We start from the raw sequence: 24,536 nt of genomic DNA on the forward strand, positions 1-24,536 counted from the left end.
GGGCGCGGCTGCCGGAGCAGCGGGCGCACCTGATGGCGCTGGAGCGGCCTGCTCCGCCTTCGCGCGCTCCGCCTTCGCGCGCTCCGCCTTCGCGCGCTTCGACTTCTTTGCGGGCTTGTCCGGGGTTTGTCCGTAGCCATACCCGTACGACCCGTACCCGTACCCGTACCCGTACGCGTACGAGTCAGGGCCGCGCGTCGGAACCATCGTCATCGCGACGCCCGCGATGTGCGCCCCGGCGGTGTTCAGCGCGTCGACCGCTCCCGACAGCTGGTGGCGGTTGGTGCGGCCGGCCGACACCACGAGGATCGCTCCGCTGGTCGCATTCGCGAGGATCGCGGCATCCGTCACCGGAAGGAGGGGCGGAGCGTCGCAGAGCACGATGTCGACGTCGCGCTCGAGGGCCTCGAGCAGCTGGCGCATGCTCTTCGACCCGAGCAGCTCGCTCGGGTTCGGCGGGATCTTGCCCGCGGGGAGGACGTAGAGGCTGCGGTTGCCCCAGGGGAGCATCACGTCGCTCAGGCGCGCGCGGCCGATCAGCACGTCGGTGAGGCCCGCACCGCCCTCGATGCCGAGGTACTCGGCGACCTTCGGCTTGCGCAGGTCGGTGTCGAGCAGCGCCACGCGCTTGCCGGCATCGGCCAGCGCGATGGCGAGGTTGATGGTCGTGGTCGACTTGCCCTCGCTCGGCACGCTCGAGGTGATCACGTACGACGCGCGGCCGTCGGTCTCGAGGAACTGGAGGTTCGTGCGCATCGCACGGAACGACTCCGACCGCGGACTGAGCGGATCCGCGTGCACGATGAGCGGGCGCTCCTTCGCCTTCGGATCGAAGGCGATCGCGCCGATGAGCGGACGGTCGGTGACCTGCTCCACATCGCGCGGCGTGCGGATGCGTGTGTCGAGCACGGCGCGCAGCACCGCCACGCCGATGCCGATCGCGAGACCCACGAGCGCGCCCAGCGCGAGGTTGAGCGGAACGTTGGGGCTCGACGGCTTGAGTGGTGGCAGTGCGTCCTTCACGCGCTCGACGCGCACCGGGCTGGTATCGGTGCCGTTCGGCGTCTCGAGCCGCTCGACCGTCGACTTGAGCGATGCGCCGAGGGCGTTCGCGACGTCGGCCGCTTGCACCGGATCGGCGCCTGTCACCGTGATCGTGATGAGCGTCGTGTTCAGAGCGGCGGATGCCTCGACCTGGGCGGAGAGCTCGCTCGCGGTCATGCCGAGATCGAGCTCGGCGATCACCGGGTTCATCACGATCGGCGTCGTGACGAGGTTCGTGTAGGTCTGCACGCGGGACTGCGTGAAGTTCGATCCCTGCTGCAGATCCTGGATCGTCGAACCCGACTGGGTCGACACGAAGACCGTGCTCTGCGCCTCGTACTGGGGGGTGCGGGTGAGCGACCAGGCTCCGGCGATGCCGAGGCCCAAGAGGGTCGCCACGACGATGATGACCCAGTTCTTGCGGAGGATCCGGATGTAGTCGGTGAGCTCCATGTCGCCTCTCGCGGGGTGCCGGTGTGGTCCGTGAATTCTTACACAGGGCCAGGTCGAGGCCCGGAACGGGTTACGCCAGCGCAGCGCGCACGGTCGCCGCGACCGCCGTGACGGCGGGCTCGAGCTGCTGCGCCGACAGCAGGTAGGTCTCCCACGGCTGCCGGTACGGGTCGACCACGTCGTCGTCGGCGGGATCCTCCGGCGCCGGGACGAGACCGCGGTACGACGCGACGACGGATGCCGTGGCCCGCAGCTTCTCGGACGGTGCCGCGGCGGCATCTGCCGCGGCACGCACCTCGTCGGCGGGCACGGCCGCGGCCAGTCGCGCGAACTCACGGATGGTGAACGTCGAACGCAGGCGGGAGGGCGCCAGCTCGGCGATGGCACGGCGGTGCTCGCGAGTCATCGCGAGGATCAGGTCGGGCGTGTCGAGGTGCTGCTCGGTGAGGAACCGCGAGCGGTGTGCGTCCGTGTCGGCGTCGGGGACGCCGAGCGCCCGGGCGATATGCGCCGCCTCGACCGTCATCGGGGCCGCGGGGAGACCGCGCGTGCCGGCGCTGGCGATGGAGGGCTCGAGGTCGGCAAGGCGCGTGCGCAGCAGCTGCTCGGCGAGCGGCGAACGGCAGATGTTGCCTGTGCAGACCGTGAGGATCGCGAACAAGGGGATGCCTCCACGGGGCGGGTAACGTAGGCGCGTGCCTGACCAGCCTAGCGACGCCACGCCCACGGTCGACGTGTGGGCGATCCAGCCACCGGCCGCCGCGACCGCGGACGCGACCGGCGGCGACGCCGTCGTGGAAGAGCCCTCGCCGCGGCGCTCCCGTCGCGCACCTCACGAGGCGCGCACCGACTGGCGCCTGGGCGGACGCACCGTACTGCGGTGGCGCGAGGCTCTGCTCGCCGTCGCCCTGGTGTCGCTCGGCGCCGGCGTGCTTCTCGGATCGCTCGTCACCACGGTGTGGGATTCTCCGTGGGCCGCGGCATCCGCCACCGTCCTCATCTGGATCGGGATGCTGGGGCCCATCGTCTGGGCCTTCACCCGGTCGCGACCGATCGGCCTGCTGCGGCTGCGCGCCATCGATCTGCTCTACGGGCTGGTGCTCGGCGCACTTCTGCGCACGACCCAGGGATGGATCGAGGGGGTCGGCGGCACCCCGGTGCTGCCGGTCCTGGAGCGGGTGGACGGATCGCTGCCGCTGTCGACGATGCTGTTCGACGTGGTCGCCCCGATCGTGGTGGCGCCGGTGGTGGAGGAGTTCTTCTTCCGCGCCGTGCTGCTCGTCGCGCTCTACACCGTGCTGCGGCGCCCGTTCGGCAAGTTCGCCGCGGGGCTCGCGGCCGCGCTCGCCTCGACGGCGTTGTTCGTGCTGATGCACGGGATCTCGTCTGTCGGCGATGTGAGCGGCGTGGTGTCGCTCTCGCTTCTGGGGATGGTGTGCGCGCTGCTGGTGCTGCTGACCGGGCGCATCTGGGGAGCCGTGCTCGTGCACGCGGTCTACAACGCCTCGTACGTGGGTTTGGGCCTGCTCGTAGGCGCAATGACCTAGGTCTTTGGGCAATTCGTGCGGGCTCAATTTGTCCCCCGAATGGGGGACATTTCGCGTCTCGCCTTCAATTTGTCCCCCGAAAGGGGGACATTGGGACATCTCGGATCGTTTTGTCGCCCATGTGGGGGACACGCAGTTTGTGTCTTGTCCTCTGTTCGGGGGACAGGTGCGACAATTTGTTACTTTCTGGAAACCCTGGCCCTCTCGCCAAACTCTCAGAATGCGATAGCGTGTGACACGTCGGGCAACCGGGGAGCGCTTGCCCGACACAAATCCCCCCAGCCGATGACGTGCAAATTACTCGGGAGATCTCTGCCATGTTCAAGAAGACTTTCGCCGCGATTGCTGTCGCCGGCCTGCTGGTTCTCGGCGGCGCCGGTGCGGCATCCGCCGACTACACGCCTGACCCCCCGACGGTTGTCGTGAGCGACACCACGCCGGCTGTGGGTCAGACCATCACCATCACGTTCAACAACCTGAACGTCCCCTTCATCCGCATCACGGTCACGCCCGGCCAGGGCGTCACCCTCGCATCGCTGGTCCACGCCGCAGGTAGCGGCGGGGTGGAGAAGCAGGTCGTGGACGGCTCGGCTTCGGTCCAGTTCACGGCCAGCCAGACCGGCACCTACGTCGTCACCGCCGTGGACGGCGAGGGCAACGTGGTTGCCACGCAGACGATCACCGTCGGGCCGGCCGCTGCCGGCGGTGGCTCGGCCCAGCTGCCCGCCACGGGTGGCGAGGTTCCGGGTGCGATGATCTGGCTCGGCGTCGGCGCCATCGGCCTCGGCGGCATCGCCGTCGCGGCTGCGGTCGCCCGTCGTCGCGCTGCCGCCAACCGCTGACCTACGACATCACGAAGACCCCGGGCTCCGGCCCGGGGTCTTCGTCTTTTTCCGCAGCACGAGGGGTGCGATGGTGAACGACGGGGCCGATGTGTCGGTGGATGCGCCGGGCCGCCGGCGCGCGTGGCGACATCCATGGGTGGCACTGGCGGTGGCGGCCGTCGGCGCACTGCTCGCCGCGGCGGTGATCCTCTGGCTCCCGTCGGTGCACGCGGTGATCTGGGCCTGGCCGCTGATTCTGGTCGCGTTCGTCGACCTGGTGCTGCTGTCGGCTCCGCTGCTCGGCGCGGTCATCGTGGCCGCCCGGGTGACGCAGGAGCGGTTCACTGTGGCCACCGGGTTGCGCGGGTTCTCGTGGATCGACGTCGTTGCGGGGCTGGGCGTCGGGCTCGTCGCGCGAGCGCTCGTGGAGCTCGTCGCGCCCTCCACCAGTGGCCTCGGGGGCGGGCTGATCCCGGATGACTCGAGCGTGATGGCCGCGATGATCGTCACCCTCGCGGGCGCCGTTCTCGTCACTCCCTTGATAGAGGAGCTGTTCTTCCGCGGATTGCTCCAGCGCTCGTTGGGCGATGCGCTTGCGGGCGCGGGGCGGTGGGTCGCCGGTCCGGTGGCCGTGCTCTTCTCGACGGCGCTGTTCGCGGGACTGCACGCACTTGCGGTAGGACCGTTCGTCCCCGTCGGCCTGCTGCTCGGCACCGTGGCTGTGGGGCTGGGGTGCGGCGTGCTGACGCTGCTGACCGGCAGGCTCGCCGGGGCCTTGACGGCGCACGTCGTCTTCAACGCGGTCGGGGCGGCGCTGCTGATCTGGTGAGGCGGCGGGGTGCAGCATCCGTTCCTCTTATATAGAGGGCCGCGCGCGAAGCGATGGTGCGTGAGGCGTGGACGCTGGCGGCGGAAGCGCTCGCGGCCGAGGCGTCAGGGCAGCCGGTGGAGGAACTGGCGAAGCGCGCGCGGACCATGCGGGACATGCTCGACCCGGTCGGGGCCGAGGAACGTTACGGTCGACGGTTCGAGCACACCCCGTGGGGCATGCCAGGGGCGGCGGACGGAGAACCGGCACCTGAGTCGGCATCCGAGTCGGCAGCGTCCGTGCTCACTGCGTCCGGCGGCTCAGTCGAGCTGCGGTGCGAGTTCCTTGATCCACTGGGCCAGTTCGGGGCCGAGGTCCTCGCGGTCGAGGGCGAGCCGGATGCTCGACTTCAGGTAGTCGAGGCGATCGCCGGTGTCATAGCGGCGACCTCCGAACACGACACCGAGCACCGGTCCGGCGACCTGCTCGTCGCCGGCGAGCACCTCGAGGGCATCCGTCAGCTGGATCTCGCCACCCTTGCCGGGATCGGTGCGCTCGAGCACGTCGAAGATCTCAGGCTTGAGCACGTAGCGACCGATGATCGCCAGGTTGCTCGGTGCCTCGTCGGCCGACGGCTTCTCGACCAGAGCCTTGATCTTCACGATGTCGGCTTCGTCGGTGGTCTCGACGTCGGCGCACCCGTACAGGTGGATCTGGCTCGGATCCACCTCCATGAGCGCGACGACCGTCGCCGACCGGCCCTGCGAGACCTCGATCATGCGGGAGAGCAACGGGTCGCGGGCGTCGATGAGGTCATCGCCGAGGAGAACGGCGAAGGTCTCGTTGCCGACGTGCTTGCGGGCGCGCAGCACCGCGTGACCGAGACCGCGCGGGTCGCCTTGGCGGACGAAATGGACGTCCGCGAGCGAACTGGAATGCATGACCCGCTCGAGCTTCGTCATGTCGCCCTTGCGGTGAAGCGTGTCCTCGAGCTCGGTCACGCGGTCGAAGTGGTTGGCGAGCGCGTTCTTGTTGCGTCCGATGATGACGAGCACATCGTCGATGCCCGCGGCCACCGCCTCTTCGACGACGTACTGAATGGCGGGCTTGTCGACGACGGGGAGCATCTCCTTCGGCATCGCCTTGGTGGCAGGGAGGAAGCGCGTGCCCAAGCCTGCGGCAGGGATCACTGCTTTGATCGACGGTGCATTCATGAGAAGAAGGTTAGAGACATCGTGTGAACGAGGTGTGACAGATGTCGCACGATGTGCCGCGTGAACGAGCCGGCGCGTGAGGCGCACGGCGTGGCGCTCCCGACATGGCGAGGTCTGCGGGTAATGCGCCGGTTTGGCCGAGGCATCCGTGTCGCGTACTATTGATCTTTGGTGTGCGGCTCAGCTGACCCGGCACCACGAACGTGAGCCCTCCACTGGCGTGTTCCGCCTCCGATCAGGAGCAGAACCACCCCGGAGTGGGATTCACGAACTCCTCCGTTCGAATCAAGAAAGCAGCACTACTGTGACGCGCACTTACACCCCCAAGGCTGGCGAAGTCCAGCGCGAGTGGCTGGTCATCGACGCGACCGACGTCGTTCTCGGCCGCCTCGCCTCGCACGCCGCCGTCCTCCTCCGTGGCAAGCACAAGCCGACGTTCGCACCGCACGTCGACCAGGGCGACTTCGTCATCATCATCAACGCCGAGAAGGTCGCGCTGACGGGCCAGAAGCTCGAGCAGAAGAAGGCGTACCGCCACTCGGGTTACCCGGGCGGCCTGAAGTCGGTCACCTACTCGGAGCTCCTCGAGAAGAACCCCGTCCGCGCCGTGGAGAAGGCCGTCCGCGGCATGCTCCCGAAGAACTCGCTCGGCCGCGACCAGCTGTCGAAGCTCAAGGTGTACCGCGGTGCCGAGCACCCGCACGCCGCGCAGAAGCCCACCGCGTACGTTTTCGACCAGGTCGCCCAGTAAGCGCCGCAGAGACAAGGACACACTGATGGCGAACATCGAAGAAGAAACCACCAACTACTCGACCGAGACCCCGCTCGACGAGACCGTGACCCCCGTCGAGCGCCCCGTGCTCTCGGTGTCGGGTGCGGCCGTCGGTCGTCGCAAGCAGGCCATCGCCCGCGTGCGCGTCATCCCCGGCTCGGGCACCATCACCGTCAACGGCCGTGCGTTCGAGGACTACTTCCCGAACAAGCTGCACCAGCAGCTCATCACCGACCCGTTCACGGTGCTCAACCTCACCGACGCGTACGACGTCATCGTGCGCATCTCGGGCGGTGGCCCCTCGGGCCAGGCCGGCGCGCTGCGCCTCGGCATCGCTCGTGCGCTCAACGAGATCGACACCGAGAACAACCGTCCGACCCTCAAGAAGGCCGGCTTCCTCTCGCGTGACGCCCGCGTCATCGAGCGCAAGAAGGCTGGTCTCAAGAAGGCCCGCAAGGCGCCTCAGTACTCGAAGCGCTGATCGGCTTCATCTCCGTATGCCGATCTTTGGCACGGACGGGGTGAGGGGGCTGGCCAACGGCCCCCTCACTGCCGATCTCGCACTGTCCCTGGCCCAGGCGACCGCCGTCGTCCTGGGCCAGGGCCGTACTGCCGAGGCGCGCCGCGCCGCCGGCAAGCGCCTCACCGCCGTCGTCGCGCGCGATCCGCGCGTCTCGGGCGAGTTCCTCTCCGCCGCGGTCGAGGCGGGCCTCGCCTCGTCGGGCGTCGACGTCTTCGACGCCGGCGTGCTGCCGACCCCGGCGGCGGCCTTCCTGATCGCCGACATCGACGCCGACTTCGGCGTCATGGTCTCGGCATCCCACAATCCCGCTCCCGACAACGGCATCAAGATCTTCGCGCGAGGTGGCGTGAAGCTGCCCGACGTCGTCGAGGAGCGCATCGAGAGCGCGATGTCCGGGCCGAAGCTGCTGCCCACGGGCGGCGCCATCGGGCGCATCCGACGGTTCGCCGACGCCGAGGACCGGTACGTCGTGCACCTGCTCGGCTCGCTGCCCCACCGCCTGGACGGCCTGCACGTCGTGCTCGACTGCGCGCACGGTGCGGCATCCGGAGTCTCGCCTGAGACCTTCAAGGATGCCGGCGCCCGCGTCACCGTCATCGGCGCCGATCCCGACGGCCTCAACATCAACGACGGCGTCGGCTCGACGCACCTCGACGTGCTGTCGAAGGCCGTTCTCGAGCACGGCGCCGACGTCGGCATCGCGCACGACGGCGACGCCGACCGCTGCCTCGCGGTCGACGCGGCCGGCAAGATCGTCGACGGCGACCAGATCATGGCGATCCTCGCGGTCTCCATGAAGAACCGCGGCCGCCTCAAGGACGACACGCTCGTCGCCACCGTGATGAGCAACCTCGGCCTGCACCGGGCGATGTCGGCCCACGGCATCCATCTCGAGACCACGGCGGTCGGCGACCGCTACGTGCTCGAGCGCATGAACGAGGGCGGCTTCTCGCTCGGCGGCGAGCAGTCGGGCCACGTGATCATGAGCGACTACGCCACGACGGGTGACGGCCTGCTCACCGGTCTGCACCTGGTCGCCGAGATGGCGCGAACGGGCAAGACGCTCGCCGAGCTCGCCTCGATCATGACCGTGTATCCCCAGGTGCTCGTGAACGTTCGCGGTGTGGACCGTACGCGCGCGGGCTCCGACGAGGTGGTTCAGGATGCCGTCGCCCGCGCCTCCGCCGAGCTCGGCCTCTCCGGACGCGTGCTCCTGCGACCCTCGGGCACCGAGGAGATGGTGCGCGTGATGGTCGAAGCGGGGTCGGAGGACGACGCCCGCCGGCACGCCGACGCGCTCGCCGATGTCGTGCGGGAGCGGCTGGCGCGGTAACCCGGCGATCGGGGTACCGCTGCCGGCGCTACGCCGACGGCGGACGGCGGACCCACAGGGTGCCCGCCCCGATCGGTTGGCCGCGCTGACCAGGGAAAACCCCCCATGTCGTGATCGTCGTCGCCGACGTACACTGGCGTCCTCTCAGCGATGAGGACGGAGCTGGGCATGGGACTTCGGGGGAAGACCGGCACACCGCAGGGCGGTCCGTCGCGGCCATACGACGAGCACGACGACGACCTCGAGGCGGAACGCGAGCGTGAAGCGGCGCTCGCAGGACTGTTCGGCCCGCTCCGTGTGGGGGAGCGGCAGCAGCCGATCGCCGTCGCCGCCGCCAGCGCCCGCATCATGGCGCATCACGGTGCCGCCGCGGCATCGGTTCCGGCGGTCGCACCGACCGTCGCCGCGCTGATGTCCGTCCCACCAGCCCGAGTCACGACTCCCGCGCCGGCCATCGTGGCGCCGCCCGAGACGCCGATCGCTCGCCCGGCGACGCCGGCTCCGGCCGTCGCGGCGCCGTCCGAGACGCAGATCGCTCGCCCGGCGACGCCGGCTCCGCCACTGCCCACCACCAACGTCGCCGCGACCCTGCCGGCAGGGCTCGCGGCGGCCATCGCCGTACCCGCCGAAGCGGGCGGCGATTCCCTCGCCACTGGGGGCCCCGCGCCCACCCCCATCGATCATCAGGTCATGCCTCCGCGCGCGGCACCGCTCGAGGTCGCACCTCTCGTCGAGGTACGGCGACCGGCACCGCCGAACAGGGCCGAGACGTCGCCGCGCACCAGACGCCCGGCGAGACGGAGTGCAGCGGCGCGCTGGGGGCTGGTGGCGGCATCGGTCATCGTCGCCGGAGCTCTTGTGGCCGCCGGAACCGTCACGGTGCAGTCGGCCCTGGCCCGAGATCGACTCGCGGCCGCCGTCGCTCAGCTCGATAAGGCCGAGGCCGGCGTCGTCGCGGCGCAAGCCGACCTCGATGCCGCGACCGTCGAGGATGCCGCGATCGGCGGCGTCGGCAACGCGGCCGTCGTCGCCGCCGAACCCGTCCTCGCCCAGCTCGGGGGGATCAGCGACGACGCGGCGCTTGAGGAAGCGCAGGTGGCGCTGGACGAGCTGATCGCGGAGGCCGGCGCATCGCCCGTCGCCGGCCCGGACGCATCTGCGCGGACGGGGGTCGACACGACGGATGTCGAGGCCGTCGCGGCTGCCACGAATGACGCCGATGGTGTCCGTGCCGACCTCGTCGCCGCGGCATCCGATGTCCGGGCCGACTCCGCGGCGCTGGAGGACCGGATCGGTGCGCTGCACGCGGCGCTCCTCGCGCTCGGCGCGACGTTGCCGACGTCCGCGGATCGCATCGCCGCCGAGAACCCGCTGCCGGCGGCCGAGCTGCGAGGAGCGGTGCTCTCCGCAGCGGCGGCAGCCGCAGCGGCACGCGAGAACGCCGACGCTCTCGCGGCGATGGGTTCGTACGCGGGCGCGGTGGCGGCGCTGCGCGGCGAGCAGGAGCGGGTCGCCGCCGAGCAGCAGCGACTCCGCGAGCTGGAGCAGCAACGCGCGGAGCAGCGGCAGCGGTCGCAGCAGTCCCCGGACCAGACGGCCGATCCGGCACCCGCGCCCGACCAGGGTTCTGCGCCGCAGACGCCGACCGCGCCGTCGCCGCAGCCCGACCCGCAACCCGTGCCCGACCCGCAGCCGGACCCCGACCCGCAGCCGGACCCCGACCCGGAACCGGGCCCCGGCCCCGACGACGACTGGCCCTGGGGGCCGTGGCCGCCCTGGCAGGGCTGAGGCGCTCGAGGGAGTTGAGGCCGGCCGCCGGTCTGCCACCTGCTCGCCGGGGCCGCCGATCCTCGACAGCGCGCAGGACGGCGCTCCCGGCCGCGCGCCTCGTCACCGCTACTCTGAGGGCATCCGAGAGGAGACACCGTGGTCGAACCTATTGTCGTCGGAGTGACAGATGCCCCCGCCGCGCTCCGGGCGGTGGAGTGGGCGACGAAACGCGCGTCGGCCCATCGCCTTCCCCTCAAGCTCATCGAGGTCGTGGGCGGCGCGGTCGGCGCGATCGGCGAGGACGAGGTCCTCGAGCGCGCGGTCGCGGCAGCGCGCGAACGCGTCGAGGCCACGGCATCCGCTCTCCCTCGTCTCGGCCTGAAGGTGTACATGAGGGTCGATCGCGGCGATCCGGTCGCAGTGCTGACGGATGCCTCGGCCCACGCGTCGCTGCTGGTGATCGGGAGCGATCAGCAAGACGGATCCGGGGGACGCCGCGGCGCGCACGGGCAGCGGATCGCCGCCGGCGCGCAGTGCCCGGTCGTGGCCGTGCCCGACGTGGACGTGTCGAAGCGCACCGGGGTGGTGGTGGGCGTCGACGGCTCACCGGCGTCGGAGAAGGCGATCGCGTTCGCGGCCGCGGAGGCCGATCGCCTGGGTGAGCCGCTGATCGCCGTCGCCGTGTGGACCCCGCTCGAGGCGCCGCGCAACATGGCGGCCGTCTACCCCGCGGAGTATCTCGAGAACATGGAGAAGCTCACCGCCGAGGCCCTCGGCCTGTCGCTCGCCGGGCTCAGCTCGCGGTACCCCGACCTCGAGATCGAGCGTCGTGTCGAGCGGGGGTATCCGTCGCAGATCATCAACGAGCTCGCATCCTCGGCGCGCCTCGCGGTGGTCGGGTCGCACGGACGTGGCGCGCTGGCACGCTTCCTGCTCGGTTCTGTCAGCCAGGACGTGCTCAGCCGGCTGGCGACCGTCACCGCCGTCGTGCGCTGAACCTCGGCCCTGCTCCTCGCGACTCGCGGGGCGGCGTCGCCGCGCACTCGGAGGGAGCGTCGCTCGGCCTAACCTGGAGCAATGGGGAACCGCTCGACGACCGGAGGCGGCCGCCCGCGCGTGAGCGACGTCGCCGCAGCCGCAGGGGTCTCGCCGACGACCGTCTCGCACGCACTCAGCGGCGCACGCGCCGTCAACGCGGAGACGAGAGAACGGATCCTCGCGGTGGCGCGCGAGCTCGGCTACGTTCCCGACCGGGTGGCGAGCGGCCTGCGCCGACGGCGCACCGGGGTCGTCGGCCTGATCGGCGATGACCTCGCCGCGACGCCGTTCGCAGGCCGCATCATCGAGGGCGCCCGGCGCGCCGGGCTCGAGCGCGACGTGCTGCTGATGGTGGCCGAGAGCGGGGGCGACGCCGAGGCCGAAGGCGATCTCGTCTCGCGATTCCTCGCTCAGCGCGTCGACGGCCTCCTCATCGCCCGGATGTACCACCAGCGGGTGGATCGCCCCGCCGTCCCCGACGATGTGCCGGTGGTGCTCGTCGATGCCGCCCCCGAGCCGGGATGGCACGTGGACGCCGTCGTGCCCGACGAGGCGCAGATCGCGACGCTGGCGTGCGAGAGGCTCACGCGGGAGGGCCACCGCGAGATCGCCTACGTCGGCACGACCGATGAGTCGCGGGCTGCCCGCGGACGCCTTATCGGTGTGCGATCGGCTCTCGGCGACGCCGGCATCGCCCTCGACGACGGCAGGCTCGAGTTCTGCACCTCGGATGCCGCCGGCGGCCGCGAGGCAGGCGGACGCCTGCTCGACCAGTCCCGTCCGCCGACTGCGATCATCTGCTTCAACGACCAGATCGCAATGGGAGTGATGCAGGCCGCGGCACGACGCGCGATCCCCGTGCCCGCGGGGCTGTCGGTGGTCGGCATCGACGACCTGCATCCGGTCGCCGATGCCCTGGACCCCGGACTCACGACGGTCGCGCTGCCGCACGACGAGATCGGCCGATGGGGGATGACGCGGCTGCTGGATCGGATAGACGGAACCGCTCCGGCTGTCGGCGACGGCGTGCACCAGCTGCGGGGCTGGCTCGTCGAGCGGGAGTCCGTCGCCCCGCCCGCCGTCCGCTGAACCGCGTGCCGCCGAGCGGCGCCCGGTCCGCTGAGCCGCGTGCCGCCTAGCGGTGCCCGGTCCGCTCGACAGGCGCGATGCGCAGGGGAGTGATGCTCGCGTCGGTGACGCTCACCGCGCCGTCCGCCCCCTCGATGCGCAGTCCGCGCTCGCCCGCAGACCCGTAGGTCGCCATGGTCAGCGCGACGGCCCCATCGCCGGCGAACACCTCGATCGACGCCGCATCCACGACGATGTCGAGATCGACCCGTCCGTCGGTCGGCGCGACGCGTGCCGTGCGCACCTCGCTGTAGGCCTCGGGCATCCCGTCGGCGACGCCATCCGCGTCGCGCGTCACGAACGCGACTCCCGCGGCGAAGTCGTAGCCGACGGTCGCGAAGGTGCCGTCGCCGGTGAGCACCTTGACCCGGAGTTCGCCGGTGTCGCCCGCCGCCTCAGACGCGGTGAGCGTCAGCCGATAGGCGCCCGAAGCCGGCACGTCGACGTCGAGTACGGTGTCGGCGTCGACCCGCTGGTCCGCGAGCGCCTGACGCTCTCCGGCCAGCGCGTCCAGCTCCTGAGCCGGTGTCGAGTGCAGCGTCGCGCCCGCCCCGTTCGCACGCAGTGAGATCGTGCGCACGAGGGAGTCGGATCCGCCGTGCCAGTCCTCGCCCGGCAGGCGGTCGGCATAGGCCCAGTTGTTCATCCAGCCGATGCCGTACCGCGACGCGAGACGGTCGCCGGCATCGAGGCGGGGGTCGTCCCACGTGACGGACGCGTAGTAGTCCGGTCCATGATCCAGCCACTGGTGCCCGGTTTCGTCGGCGGTGAAGCGCTCGCCGTCCCACTGCCCCACCCAATACGCGGTGCCGGTGGTCATGCCCTCCGCCGCGCCGTTGGCGCCGGCGACGAGGACCCATCGCACGTCGTCAGGATTCCCATCCACCGACATGGGGAACAGGTCGGGGCATTCGAGCACTCCGAGCCCGGACGTCGAGAAGTCCGAGGCGTAGGTCCACTCGCGGAGGTCCGGCGAGGTGTAGAAGCCGATCCGGTCGTGCTCGGCCAGCGCCATCACCCAGCGCCCGGCGGTCTCGTCCCAGAACACGCGCGGGTCCCGCCAGTCCGCGACGCCGGGGTTGTCCATCACCGGGTTGCCGTCGTACGACTCGAAGCGGTAGCCGCCGTCGCGTGAGAAGAAGAGCGACTGGCGCTGCACGCCGTCGACCTGCTGGGTGACGAGGGCGATCACCGCACCTGCGCCGAACCCTGCGGTCCCGTGCTCGTCGACTACCGCGGTGCCGGTCCAGATGTCACCCAGACCGTTGGCGTACTTCTCGATCGCGACGCCCTCGTCCTTCCAGTGCACCAGATCGGTCGACGTCGCGTGGTACCACGCCGTGCCGTTCCCGTCGGGGTAGTCCGCGTTGTACAGGTAGTAGTAGTGCCACACGCCGTCGAGCAGGAACGGCTTCTGCGGATCGTTCATCCAGTTCTCGCCGGGCGTCAGGTGGATCCCCGGCCGATGCGGCGACCAGTCCGCCGGCCGCTCGCCCTCACCCGTCGATGGCTCGGTCGGCGACGGGCTCGGTCCGGCATCCCGTTGCGACGGCACGCCGACGGCGAGCACCGCCACCAGCGCGACGGCGAGCACCGCGAGCACCGCGGCGGCGATCACCAGCAAGCGGCGGTGGTGGGTCGTGAAGCGGGTGTCGTCCGCGGGCATGACGGGTCCTTCCGTTGTCGGTCGTGTGGACAATGCGGCGGACGGATGCCCCGGCACGAGGCCGTGCCGAGGCATCCGTCGTTCTGTCGCTGGGGTCAGCGCAGCGTCTTCTCGTTGCCGCCGGGGTTGATGTTGATGTTCGCCGGGATGTCGGCGTAGCCGCCGAGCCCGCCGTCCCCGTACGAGTAGTCGACCGCCGACGAGGCGCCGTCGATGTCGATCTTGACCGTCGGGGCGAGAGTGCCGCCGCGGCGGAAGTCCCCCTCGGTGCCGATCGTGTCGATGAACGACTGCACCAGTCCGCCGGGCATCACGTAGTGCGAGTACGCCTGGAAGTGCCCGATCGGCTGGTTGAAGTCCGGGGCGAACGGCTGTCCGCCCGAGAAGTTCAGGTTCGTCGGGTTGCCCAGTGCCAGGCCCGAACCGGCGTTCATCGGCTGGTAGTCGCTGCGGATGCCGTCGCCGACGAAGCCGTAGACGCCCTCGGGGCCATCGATGCCGTTCGCGAACGTGCCACGGTGGCTGATGGTGAAGAGGTAGTACTTGCCGTCCTTCATGTAGATCTGCGGGCGCTCGGTCTGGTCGGTGACGCAGTTCGCCGACAGGATGGGCGGCAGGAACTCCCACTCGGTCAGGTCCTCGTTCTTCGCCTTCGCGAGACCGACATTGCCGATCTGATAGGTGGCGCCCGAGGCGTTCACCTGCTCGACCGTCTCCGCGAAGGGATCCCCCTCGCGGTAGCCGAGGTCCTCTTCGTTGCACGTCGCGCTCTCGCGCGGCATGGCGGAGTTGCCTTCGAAGACCATGAAGGTCTCACCCGGGTGGGCCGGGTCCTCGAACGTGAACGGGTCGCGGAAGTTGAAGAACTCGTTCTGCGCACCGGTCTGGTAGTAGGTGCCATCGGCCTGCAGCAGGTCGGTGACCTCGTCGAAGCCCGTCAGCTTCACGCCGTTCTTGTTGGCGTGCACCTTGCCGACGCTCAGCGCGATGCGCGGGTCGTAGGGCTTGCGGTTGCTGCCGTCCTCGTTGCGGTAGAACGCGACATCCGTGAAGAACAGTTTGATCTCGCCGCCCTTCGAGATGCGCGCCGAACCCGACCACTGGGTCTGGTGGCTGTACGACTGGTCGGGGAAGATCTTGCCGGTCACACCCTCGTCGAAGACGAGGCCGCCGTACGTCCAGCCGCCGTTCTCCGGACGCTCGTCAGCGGGGACGCCGGCCGGACGATAGAAGTAGCCGATCTTCGCGAACACGTGGCGCTCGTCGAACACGAGGTTGCGGTCGGCCACGAGCGAGAAGATGATCTCCTGGCCGTTGACGCTGTACTGGTTGGCGTCCTCATCGGTCAGCGGCCAGGAATCCCAGACCCAGACCTCCTCGTTGCTCATGTCGGGGAAGTCCTGCGGAACCGCGGGCATCGTGAGCTCGGCGGGCATCGAGTTCTGCTTCGAGCCCGCGGTCGGGTCGGACAGGCGCTTCAGCTGGCGCGCGTCCGCCCGGGTCCACTTGGCGGTGAAGTCGTCTTCGGGGGCGAAGGCCTCCTGGGTGTGGACGGTCGACTCAGGCCCGTCCTGGAGGTCGGGCAGCGATACGGCGGTGGCCGGCGTGGCGGCAGCGGCAGGCAGGCCGACCAGTGCCGACGCCGCGACGGCGGCGGCGGTGACGGCGCCGGTCAGGATGCGCCTGACGCGCTTCGGGGGAGTGTTCATTTCTGGAGGCTCCTTCGAGATGAAGTGATGCAAATCGATTTGCATCACATATTCATAGTGACATGGGACGCCGGATCGCGCATGTCGGCCGTTCGGGGGACACGGGTTTCAGAGACACGGCGCTTGACGCGGCGGCGATCGTCGGTTCATAATCGACCCGTTCGATAAATCGATTTACCACAATGGAGTGCACAGCATGGCGAGGGCGCGGATCTCAGACGTGGCGGCGGCAGCCGGCGTCTCGGTGACCACCGTCTCGCTCGTCATGAACGATGTGGAGTCACGGATCTCGGAGGAGACCCGGACGCGCGTCCGCGAGGCCGCGCGAGCGATCGGATACGCGCCGAGCTCGGTCGCCCGCGGACTGCGGACGCAGCAGACGCGGACCGTCGGCCTCATCTCGGACCAGATCGCGACGACCCCGTTCGCCGGGGACATGCTCGCCGGCGCGCAGGACGCCGCGCGCGAGAACGGCTACCTCGTCTTCCTCATCGACACCGGCGGCGACAGTGAGATCGAAGCGGATGCGATCCGCGCCCTCACGGCCCAGCAGGTCGACGGTCTCATCTACGCGTGCATGTGGCATCAGGTGGTCCCGGCTCCCGCCGGACTGCCGGCGGGGGCGGTCTTCCTCGACTGCCGGCCCGAGAACGGCGGATTCCGCTCCGTCGTCCCCGACGATCGCGCCGGGGGTGCGGCGGCCGTGCGCGAACTGGTCGCCGCGGGGCATCGGCGCATCGCCTACATCGACACCGACGACGATCCCATCGCGTCCAGCCTGCGCCACGAGGGTTACCTCGAAGTGCTCGCCGAGAACGGCATCCCCGTCGATCCGGCGCTCCACGTGCACGGCGAGACGACCGCACGCGGCGGGCGCGCCGCCTTCGAACAGCTGCTCGAGCTTCCCGAGGAGCAGCGCCCCACCGCGATCTTCTGCTTCAACGACCGCATGGCCGTCGGCGTGTACATCGCCGCCCACCGTCGCGGTCTCGACATCCCGCGGGATCTCTCGATCGTCGGCTACGACGATCAGCAGCTCGTCGCCGCGGAACAGGATCCCCCCCTCACCACCATCGCCCTGCCCCATTACGACATGGGCCGCTGGGCGATGGAGGTCGCGCTCGGCGTCCGCGCAGAGGGGGATGAGGACGCCACGCACCTCATGGAGTGTCCCGTCATCCGACGAGACTCCGTTGGCCCGCCGCCGGCGCAAGTCGCCAAACCGAACCGGCGACGGGCTTCACACACCGAGAGGCCGCCGGAGGCGGCCACCGATCGGTGACCCACGCGGGCGTGAGTCACCAAGAAAAGGAAACCACAACAATGCGCACAAGGACCCCGATCCTCGTGTCCGCGGGCCTGGTCACGGCGATCGCCCTGACCGGCTGCGGGCAGGCCGGTCAAGGAGACGACACCACCGCGGACGGCCGCACACAGCTGACCATGTGGACCCACTCGGCGGGCAACCCCGCCGAGCTCGAGGTCTACGAGCAGATCATCTCCGACTTCAACGACTCACAGGACGAGTACGAGGTCGTCCACGAGTCGTTCCCCCAGGGCGCCTACAACGACGCGATCGTCGCGGCGGCGGCATCCGGAGATCTTCCCTGCCTTCTCGACCTCGACGGGCCGATCATGCCCAACTGGGCGTGGGCCGGTTATCTGCAGCCGCTCGAGCTGCCGACCGAGCTCACCGACTCGCTGCTGCCCACTGCGGTCGGCAAGTGGGACGGCGAGATCTACTCCGCCGGCTACTGGGATGCCGCGCTCGCCATCTTCGCGCGAGAGTCGGTGCTCGAGGGCAACGGCATCCGCATCCCGACGATGGAGGAGCCGTGGACGGCCGACGAGTTCGGTGCGGCTCTGGCGACGCTGAAGGATGCCGGATACGAGACGCCGATCGACATCGGCGCCGAAGACACCGGCGAGTGGTGGCCGTACGCGTACTCGCCGTTCCTGCAGAGCTTCGGCGGCGACCTCATCGACCGCTCCACCATGCTCACTGCCGACGGCGCGCTCAACGGCCCCGAGGCCACGGCATGGGGCGAGTGGTTCGCGGGCCTGTTCGCCGACGGGTACGCCGGCAACAGCGGCACGGTCGGCAACCAGGAGTTCGTCGACGACGAAGTGGCGCTCAGCTACACGGGCGTCTGGAACGCTGTCGCCGCCCTGGACGCGGTCGGCGACGACCTGCTCATCCTGCCCCCGCCGGACCTGGGCAACGGCCCGAAGATCGGCGGCGGCTCGTGGCAGTGGGGCATCTCATCGGAGTGCAACGACGCCGACGGCGCTCGCGAGTACCTCGAGTTCAGCTTCCAGGACAAGTACATCACCGAGTTCGCCGACAAGCAGGTCGTGATCCCCGCCACCGAGGCGGCCGCGCAGGCATCGGAGTACTTCGGCGACGACGGCGCCCTGCGCCCGTTCGTCGAGTTCTCGCAGGAGTACGCGGTTCTGCGTCCCGAGACGCCCGCCTACGCGGTGATCTCGGCCACGTTCGAGACCGCCGCGAAGGACATCATGAGCGGCGCCGACGTGCAGGAGACGCTCGATCGCGCTGTGTCGGAGATCGACGCGAACATCGCGTCGAACGACGGGTACGGCTTCCAGTGACCCGCCGCGCCGGCGGGGGCCTCATGCCCCCGCCGGCGCATCCTCAGAGAGACCTGCCATGACTGTCACTCCACCGACGGTCGCCGCCGAAGAACCTCGGCGCGAACTCCGTCGCTTCCGCTCCATCAAGGGGCGCGAGACCTGGGCCGGACTCGGGATGATCGCCCCCGCCGGCATCCTCCTGGTCCTGTTCCTCATCATCCCGGTGATCCTCGCCTTCACGCTGTCGTTCACCAACGCGCGGCTCATCTCACCCAACCCCCCGCGCTTCGTCGGCTTCGACAACTTCATCCGCGCGTTCACCGCCGACCCGCTGTTCATACAGTCCGTCGGCAACACCGCCGTCTTCGCGCTGGTGGTCGTGCCCGTGCAGGCCGCCCTCGGGCTGCTGCTGGCGGTGCTCGTCAACCGTCGGATGCGTGGCGTCACCGCCTTCCGCGTGATCTTCTTCATCCCGGTCGTCACCTCGATCGTCGTGGTGTCGATCCTGTGGAAGTTCATGTACCAGCAGGACGGCCTGATCAACTCGATGATCGACGCCCTCACCTTCGGCCTGTGGTCGGGCGCCGACTGGCTGAACGATCCGCAGACCGCGCTCGGCGCGATCATCTTCATGTCGATCTGGCAGGCCGTCGGATTCCACATGATCATCTGGCTCTCGGGTCTGCAGACGATTCCCGAAGAGCTCTACGAGGCCGCCAGGATGGACGGCGCGAGTCCGTGGCGCCAGTTCACGAACGTCACCTGGCCGGGCCTTCGCCCGACGATGGTGTTCGTGCTCGTCACGATTACGATCGCAGCCCTCGGCCTCTTCGTGCAGGTCGACGTGATGACCCAGGGCGGCCCGCAGGGCTCGACCTCCACCATCGTCTTCCACGCCGTGCGCAAGGGCTACGAGCAGCAGGAGATCGGCTATGCCGCTGCGATCTCGCTCATCTTCTTCGTCGCGGTGCTCGCGATCGCGCTCATCCAGCGCCGGCTCACCCGAGAGAAGGACTGAACGTGACCGCCACCAGAACGCTCACGACGGCGCGTGACACGCGCCGCCCGTCATCCGCACCGCCCGTCCGCAGTGAGAAGACGAACCGGCTCCGGGGCAAGGTCTTCCTCTACATCGCGATGTCGGTGTTCGGCGTCATCTTCCTGTTCCCGCTCGTCTTCATGTTCGTGTCGAGCCTCAAGCCCGACGCGCAGATCCTGCAGGACATCGACTCGCCCATGGCATTCCTTCCGGTCGGCGACATCAGCCTCGACAACTACTTCGGGGTCTTCGATCGGGTGCCCGTCGCGCAGTTCCTCTTCAACTCCGTGTTCGTCACCGTCCTCACCGTCGGACTCGGCCTCATCGTGAACTCGATGGCGGGCTTCGCTCTGTCGCGACTGCAGTGGAAGGGGCGCATCGTCGTCCTCGCACTGGTGATCGCGACGCTCATCGTGCCGTTCGAGACCATCGCGGTGCCGATGGTCTACTGGGTGGCGCAGCTGCCGACCCTCGTGATCGAGGGCGGGGTGCTCAAGTACGACTTCGGCTGGCTCAACACCTACGAGGTGCAGATCGTGCCGTTCATCGCGAACGCGTTCTCGATCTTCCTGTTCACCCAGTACTTCTCGACGATCCCGAAGTCGCTGGATGAGGCGGCGCGGATCGACGGAGCGAGCTGGTTCACCATCTACCGTCGCATCCTCGTGCCGCTGTCGGGACCGGCGTTCGCGACGGTCGCGATCCTCACCTTCCTGCCGGCGTGGAACCAGTACCTGTGGCCGCTCATGGTGGTGCAGAAGGAGGAGCTGCGACCCGTCATGGTCGGCATGCAGTACTTCTTCCAGCTGAACACCGCGTGGGGCGAGGTGATGGCGTACACGTCGCTCATCACGGTCCCGGTGCTGATCGTGTTCCTGATCTTCCAGCGGGCATTCGTGAGCAGCATCGCAGCGAGCGGGGTGAAGGGATGAGCCCGGATGCCGCGCCACGCGTGGTCGTGGTCGGCGAGTCGCTGGTCGACATCGTGCACCGCGCCGGCGGGGCGGTCGACGAGGCGCCGGGCGGCAGTCCCGCGAACGTCGCCCTGACACTCGGTCGCCTCGGCCGCGCGCCGATCCTCGTCACGCGACTCGCCGACGACGACCGAGGACGCCGCGTGCGCCGGTGGCTCGACCACTCCGGGGTGGCCGTCGACGCCGTCGCCGCGCCGCGGACGTCGACCGCCACCGCGGTGCTGGATGCGAGCGGGGCCGCGACGTACACGTTCGATCTCGAGTGGGATCTCGGCGACGACGTCGCGCGACTCGCGGAGGACGCGTTCGCCTCGGCGGACCTCGTGCACGTCGGGTCGGTCGGCGCCGTCCTCGAGCCCGGCGCCGGCCAGGTCGCCGCACTCGTGCGCGCGGTGCACGGCCGCGCGATCATCACCTACGACCCCAACATCCGCCCCTCGCTCGTCCGCGATCCGCACGCGGTCAGAACCCGCGTGGCGGAGCTCATCGGCATCGCCGATGTCGTCAAGACCAGCGACGAGGACGTGCAGTGGCTGCACCCCGGTCGGGATGCGATCGAGGTCGCGCGTGAGTGGGTGATCGGCGGGCCTGCCCTGGTCGTGGTCACGCGCGGCGCCGAGGGGGCGATCGCGGTGACCGCTGACGCCGAGATCGTGGTTCCCGCCGTTCCTACGGACGTCGTCGACGCGGTCGGAGCCGGCGACACCTTCATGGGAGCGCTCATCGACGGCCTCCTCTCTCGCACGGCCGACATCGGCGTGCGGACGCCGGGCGGCGGCATCCGTCCCGACGAACTCGAGGCGCTGCTGCGGCGCTCTGCCGAAGCTGCCGCGATCACCGTGTCGCGGCCGGGCGCCGACCCGCCCCGGCGGGAGGAGCTGCTCGCGCGGATGGCGTGACGCAGACCGACCGACGCTCCTCCCTCGCGACGACTCCCGCTTCCGGCTGTCCAGCCGACCACCTCACCCGGCGCGCTGTGTCGCGCCCGACTCGAAAGGCTCCTGCATTGTTCGACCTCCCCGGCTCCTGGGTATGGGACTTCTGGTTCGCTGACGACGGCGACCGCTACCACCTGTTCTTCCTCTACGCCTCGCGCGCGCTGCATGATCCGGATGCCCGCCACCACCGCGCGGCGATCGGCCACGCGGTCTCGACCGACCTCGTCGAGTGGACGCAGGTCGCGGACGCGCTGGTGCACAGCGATGCTCCGGCCTTCGACGAGCTCGCCACCTGGACGGGTTCGGTGGTGCGGCATCCGGACGGGACGTGGTTCATGTTCTACACGGGTGCCTCGCTCGCCGCCGACGGCCGGAATGTGCAGCGGATCGGGTACGCCACTTCGCCCGACCTCCTCGTCTGGACCAAGGCGGAGGGGCCGGTGCTCGAAGCGCGCGAGCCCTGGTACGAGAAGCTCGCGAGCGGCGCCTGGCACGATGAGGCCTTCCGCGACCCCTGGGTGTTCGCCGACCCCGACGGTGACGGGTGGCACATGCTGCTCACCGCCCGCGCGCCCGAGGGACCGGTCGCCGGCCGCGGCGTGGTGGGTCACGCCTGGTCGCCCGACCTGCGGACGTGGGAGCTGCGGGCACCGCTGACCGTGCCGAGCGAGCAGGGGTTCGGGCAGCTGGAAGTGCTGCAGGCCGAGGTCGTCGACGGGCGGCCGGTGCTGATCTTCTCCTGCCTCGCCGAGCACGCCACCGACGTGCGCCGCGACGCCGGCGGGGGCACGTGGGCGGTGCCGGCCGAGAGCCTGCTCGGCCCGTTCGACGTGGACGCCGCGTACCCCTTGACGGACGAGCGGCTCTACGTCGGACGTCTGCTGCGACGTCGCTCGGACGGCCAGTGGCTCCTCTTCGCCTTCCGGAACGCGGGCGACGACGGCGCGTTCGTCGGAGGCATCACCGATCCCATGCTCGTGGAGTGGCGCGGAGGGCGGCTCGTGCAGCGCGCCACCGAGGCGGTGGCGAGCGCCTGACACAGATCGGGCCGGCACCCCGCGGGCGGGTGCCGGCCCAGCCCCCGGTCGCGGGGTACGCAGCCCGCACGGAGAAGGGATGACGATGGTGTCAGATGCAGGACGCAGGCGGGCGCGGCTGGCCGCCGGTGCGCTCGCCGTGATGGGTGTCGGTGTGGCGGGCGGTCTGATGGGCGGGGCCCAGGGCGACGCCGCCCGGGCTGCCGGCTCGGATGACGAGTACCGCGCGCAGTATCACTTCACGGTGCCGGACCACTGGAAGAACGACCCGCAGCGGCCGGTCTTCGTCGACGGCAAGTTCCACTACTACTACCTGTACAACGGCGACTACGACGCTGATCCGACCGCGAACTTCGGGACGGAGTGGCGGCTGGCGACCTCCTACGACGGCGTCGTCTTCGCCGATCAAGGCGTTGCCGCGCCCAAGAAGACCAATGCCAACTACGACCTCTGGTCGGGATCGGCCGTCGTCGATCACGCGAACACCGCCGGCTTCGGCGCGGGCACGGTGGTGATGCTCGTCACACAGATGGATCATCCGACCCTCGCCCAGCAGGCGAACGCGTCGGGCCCGCAGGCGCAGTTCCTCTGGTACTCGACGGACGACGGCCGGAACTTCCGGCCGTACGGCGAGGCGCCCGTCATCCCCAACGGAGGCCGGGCGGACTTCCGTGATCCGAAGGTCGTCTGGGACGCCGAGCGGGGTCGCTGGGTGGCGCTGATCGCCGAGCGCGATCGTGTGAGCTTCTACACCTCGCCGGATCTGAAGACCTGGTCGCGCGTCTGGGAGTACGTGAACCCGGGCATCGGCACCATCGAGTGCCCGGACCTGTTCCGGATCCGTGCCGACGACGGCTCTTTCAAATGGGTGTTCGGCGTCAGCGCGAACGGGTACGCGACGAACGAGCCGGCGACCTTCGCGTACTGGACGGGCTCGTTCGACGGCACGTCGTTCGCCTTCGACCAGGATGCCCCGCAGTGGCTCGACCACGGATTCGACTGGTACGGCGCGGTGACGTGGGAGGACCCGGCGGCGCCGCTCGATCGGCGGTACGCCGTCGGCTGGATGAACAACTGGGACTACGCGCACTCGACGCCGACGTGGGAATCCGACGGCTTCAACGGGACCGACTCCATCACGCGAGAGATCCGGCTCAAGCGCTACGGGTCGACCTTCAGCCTGGTGTCACAGCCGGTCGCCGCATTGGCGAGCATCGCCACGACGCGCGCCGACCTCGGCGACGTCACGGTGGACGGGTTCCTCCCGCTCGCGTACGAGGGGGACGCCTACCAGGTGGAGGCGGACGTGACATGGCAGACCGCATCCAACATCGGGCTGCAGCTGCGACGATCCGCCGATGGCACCCGTCACGCCGACGTCGGGGTGACGGAGACGTACGCGTACCTCAACCGCGGACAGACCGGCTACCCGGCCGGCACCTGGAAGTCCGAGAGCCGCACGCCCTTCTCGGCTGACGACGGCCGCGTCCACCTGCGCATACTCGTCGACCGGACCACGATCGAGGTGTTCCTCGACGACGGTCGCTACGTGCACTCGAGTCAGGTGTTCGCGCCTCCGGGCGACGACGGCATCGCACTGTACGCGGCGGGTGGACCGGCGACGTTCCACGACCTGACGATCACCGAATTCGGCAGCGTCGCGCAGCGGCCCGCGCGGATCATCGGCGACTTCGAGGGGACCTCGTGGGGAGCGGGATGGACGGCGACCGGCAGCTTCGTGGCAGCCGGCCCCAGCTCTTCGAGCCTGGTCGGGCAGGTCGGGGCGCGGGTCGCCGACACGTTCGCGGGCGGGGGAGATCCGGCGACCGGAACGGTCACCTCCCCGGCCTTCACCATCGACCGGAACTTCCTTCACCTTCTGGTCGGCGGCGGCGATCATCCGCTCGGCGTCGAGCCGGCCACATCGGTGCAGCTGCTCGTCGACGGTCAGCCGGTTCGCACCGCGACCGGGGAAGACTCGGCACGGCTCCGCCCGGTCGAGTGGGATGTGCGCGAGTTCGCCGGCCGGACCGCGCAGATCCAGATCCTCGATGACGCCACCGGCGAGTGGGGGCACCTGATGGTGGACCAGATCGTGCTCAGCGACTGAGTGATCGGATTTGA

21 protein-coding genes are annotated in these 24,536 nt (G+C 69.8%); 16 read left to right on the forward strand and 5 right to left on the reverse strand.

What is annotated here, in order from left to right; translation table 11 throughout:
- On the reverse strand, window positions 1-1,497 hold a 1,497-nt coding region (locus tag VIP82_RS17300; protein ID WP_331910857.1), incomplete at its 3' end, for a polysaccharide biosynthesis tyrosine autokinase.
- 70 nt (window positions 1,498-1,567) lie between these two features.
- Window positions 1,568-2,158 (reverse strand): arsenate reductase/protein-tyrosine-phosphatase family protein, encoded by a 591-nt coding sequence (locus tag VIP82_RS17305; RefSeq protein ID WP_331910859.1) that lies wholly within the window; start codon window positions 2,156-2,158, stop codon window positions 1,568-1,570.
- Between the two features lie 34 nt (window positions 2,159-2,192).
- On the opposite strand from VIP82_RS17305, the gene VIP82_RS17310 reads away from it, so the two are divergent.
- From VIP82_RS17310 to VIP82_RS17320, 3 genes are all read left to right on the forward strand, one after another.
- Entirely contained in the window at window positions 2,193-3,044 is an 852-nt protein-coding gene (locus VIP82_RS17310) for a CPBP family glutamic-type intramembrane protease (protein WP_331910861.1), read from the forward strand.
- Between the two features lie 317 nt (window positions 3,045-3,361).
- Window positions 3,362-3,886 carry an LPXTG cell wall anchor domain-containing protein gene (locus tag VIP82_RS17315; protein WP_331910863.1) on the forward strand — a complete coding sequence of 175 codons (525 nt, stop codon included), beginning with the start codon at window positions 3,362-3,364 and terminating at the stop codon, window positions 3,884-3,886.
- A gap of 70 nt (window positions 3,887-3,956) precedes the next feature.
- Window positions 3,957-4,697, forward strand: coding sequence for a CPBP family intramembrane glutamic endopeptidase (locus VIP82_RS17320; protein WP_331910865.1), 741 nt, complete (start codon window positions 3,957-3,959; stop codon window positions 4,695-4,697).
- Between the two features lie 299 nt (window positions 4,698-4,996).
- Here VIP82_RS17320 and galU read toward each other — a convergent pair whose 3' ends face one another.
- Window positions 4,997-5,890, reverse strand: a complete 894-nt coding sequence (gene galU, locus VIP82_RS17325) for a UTP--glucose-1-phosphate uridylyltransferase GalU (protein ID WP_331910867.1) — start codon at window positions 5,888-5,890, stop codon at window positions 4,997-4,999.
- 304 nt (window positions 5,891-6,194) lie between these two features.
- Here galU and rplM point away from each other — a divergent pair, with 304 nt between their 5' ends.
- The 6 genes from rplM to VIP82_RS17355 all read left to right on the forward strand — a co-directional run bounded on the left by rplM (window position 6,195) and on the right by VIP82_RS17355 (window position 12,415).
- A complete protein-coding gene (rplM, locus tag VIP82_RS17330) occupies window positions 6,195-6,641 on the forward strand; it encodes a 50S ribosomal protein L13 (protein WP_331910869.1) in 447 nt (148 codons plus the stop codon).
- 25 nt (window positions 6,642-6,666) lie between these two features.
- Window positions 6,667-7,143 (forward strand): 30S ribosomal protein S9, encoded by a 477-nt coding sequence (gene rpsI, locus VIP82_RS17335; RefSeq protein ID WP_163617016.1) that lies wholly within the window; start codon window positions 6,667-6,669, stop codon window positions 7,141-7,143.
- Between the two features lie 16 nt (window positions 7,144-7,159).
- Window positions 7,160-8,518 carry a phosphoglucosamine mutase gene (gene glmM / locus VIP82_RS17340; protein WP_331910871.1) on the forward strand — a complete coding sequence of 453 codons (1,359 nt, stop codon included), beginning with the start codon at window positions 7,160-7,162 and terminating at the stop codon, window positions 8,516-8,518.
- A 168-nt stretch (window positions 8,519-8,686) separates the two neighbouring features.
- On the forward strand, window positions 8,687-10,306 hold the full coding sequence (locus VIP82_RS17345) for a hypothetical protein (protein ID WP_331910873.1): 1,620 nt from the start codon (window positions 8,687-8,689) through the stop codon (window positions 10,304-10,306).
- Between the two features lie 138 nt (window positions 10,307-10,444).
- Window positions 10,445-11,284, forward strand: a complete 840-nt coding sequence (locus tag VIP82_RS17350) for a universal stress protein (RefSeq protein WP_331910875.1) — start codon at window positions 10,445-10,447, stop codon at window positions 11,282-11,284.
- Window positions 11,285-11,365: 81 nt separating this feature from the next.
- On the forward strand, window positions 11,366-12,415 hold the full coding sequence (locus VIP82_RS17355; protein WP_331910877.1) for a LacI family DNA-binding transcriptional regulator: 1,050 nt from the start codon (window positions 11,366-11,368) through the stop codon (window positions 12,413-12,415).
- A gap of 46 nt (window positions 12,416-12,461) precedes the next feature.
- Here VIP82_RS17355 and VIP82_RS17360 read toward each other — a convergent pair whose 3' ends face one another.
- Complete coding sequence (locus tag VIP82_RS17360) at window positions 12,462-14,120, reverse strand: glycoside hydrolase family 32 protein (RefSeq protein WP_331910879.1); 1,659 nt, start codon at window positions 14,118-14,120, stop codon at window positions 12,462-12,464.
- A gap of 95 nt (window positions 14,121-14,215) precedes the next feature.
- The gene (locus VIP82_RS17365; protein ID WP_331910881.1) at window positions 14,216-15,829 is read right to left on the reverse strand and encodes a glycoside hydrolase family 68 protein; all 1,614 of its coding nucleotides are present in this window, start codon (window positions 15,827-15,829) and stop codon (window positions 14,216-14,218) included.
- 196 nt (window positions 15,830-16,025) lie between these two features.
- Between VIP82_RS17365 and VIP82_RS17370 the strand changes: the two genes are divergently transcribed.
- The 7 genes from VIP82_RS17370 (at window position 16,026) to VIP82_RS17400 (ending at window position 24,522) form a co-directional block, all read left to right on the forward strand.
- A complete protein-coding gene (locus VIP82_RS17370) occupies window positions 16,026-17,111 on the forward strand; it encodes a LacI family DNA-binding transcriptional regulator (protein ID WP_331910883.1) in 1,086 nt (361 codons plus the stop codon).
- A 41-nt stretch (window positions 17,112-17,152) separates the two neighbouring features.
- On the forward strand, window positions 17,153-18,442 hold the full coding sequence (locus VIP82_RS17375; protein WP_331910885.1) for a sugar ABC transporter substrate-binding protein: 1,290 nt from the start codon (window positions 17,153-17,155) through the stop codon (window positions 18,440-18,442).
- Between the two features lie 58 nt (window positions 18,443-18,500).
- Window positions 18,501-19,442: a carbohydrate ABC transporter permease gene (locus VIP82_RS17380; protein ID WP_331910887.1), complete on the forward strand. Its 942-nt coding sequence runs from the start codon at window positions 18,501-18,503 to the stop codon at window positions 19,440-19,442.
- Window positions 19,443-19,444: 2 nt separating this feature from the next.
- Window positions 19,445-20,395: a carbohydrate ABC transporter permease gene (locus VIP82_RS17385; RefSeq protein WP_331910889.1), complete on the forward strand. Its 951-nt coding sequence runs from the start codon at window positions 19,445-19,447 to the stop codon at window positions 20,393-20,395.
- Complete coding sequence (locus VIP82_RS17390; RefSeq protein WP_331910891.1) at window positions 20,392-21,336, forward strand: carbohydrate kinase family protein; 945 nt, start codon at window positions 20,392-20,394, stop codon at window positions 21,334-21,336. The genes VIP82_RS17385 and VIP82_RS17390 overlap by 4 nt, the downstream gene beginning before the upstream one ends.
- A gap of 107 nt (window positions 21,337-21,443) precedes the next feature.
- Entirely contained in the window at window positions 21,444-22,412 is a 969-nt protein-coding gene (locus VIP82_RS17395) for a glycoside hydrolase family protein (RefSeq protein WP_331910893.1), read from the forward strand.
- A gap of 79 nt (window positions 22,413-22,491) precedes the next feature.
- Window positions 22,492-24,522, forward strand: a complete 2,031-nt coding sequence (locus VIP82_RS17400; protein WP_331910895.1) for a glycoside hydrolase family 32 protein — start codon at window positions 22,492-22,494, stop codon at window positions 24,520-24,522.
- The last annotated feature ends 14 nt before the right edge of the window (window positions 24,523-24,536 follow it).

Origin of the sequence: Microbacterium sp., from assembly GCF_036566905.1 — a bacterium.
In the GTDB taxonomy this organism is placed as follows: Bacteria; Actinomycetota; Actinomycetes; order Actinomycetales; family Microbacteriaceae; genus Microbacterium.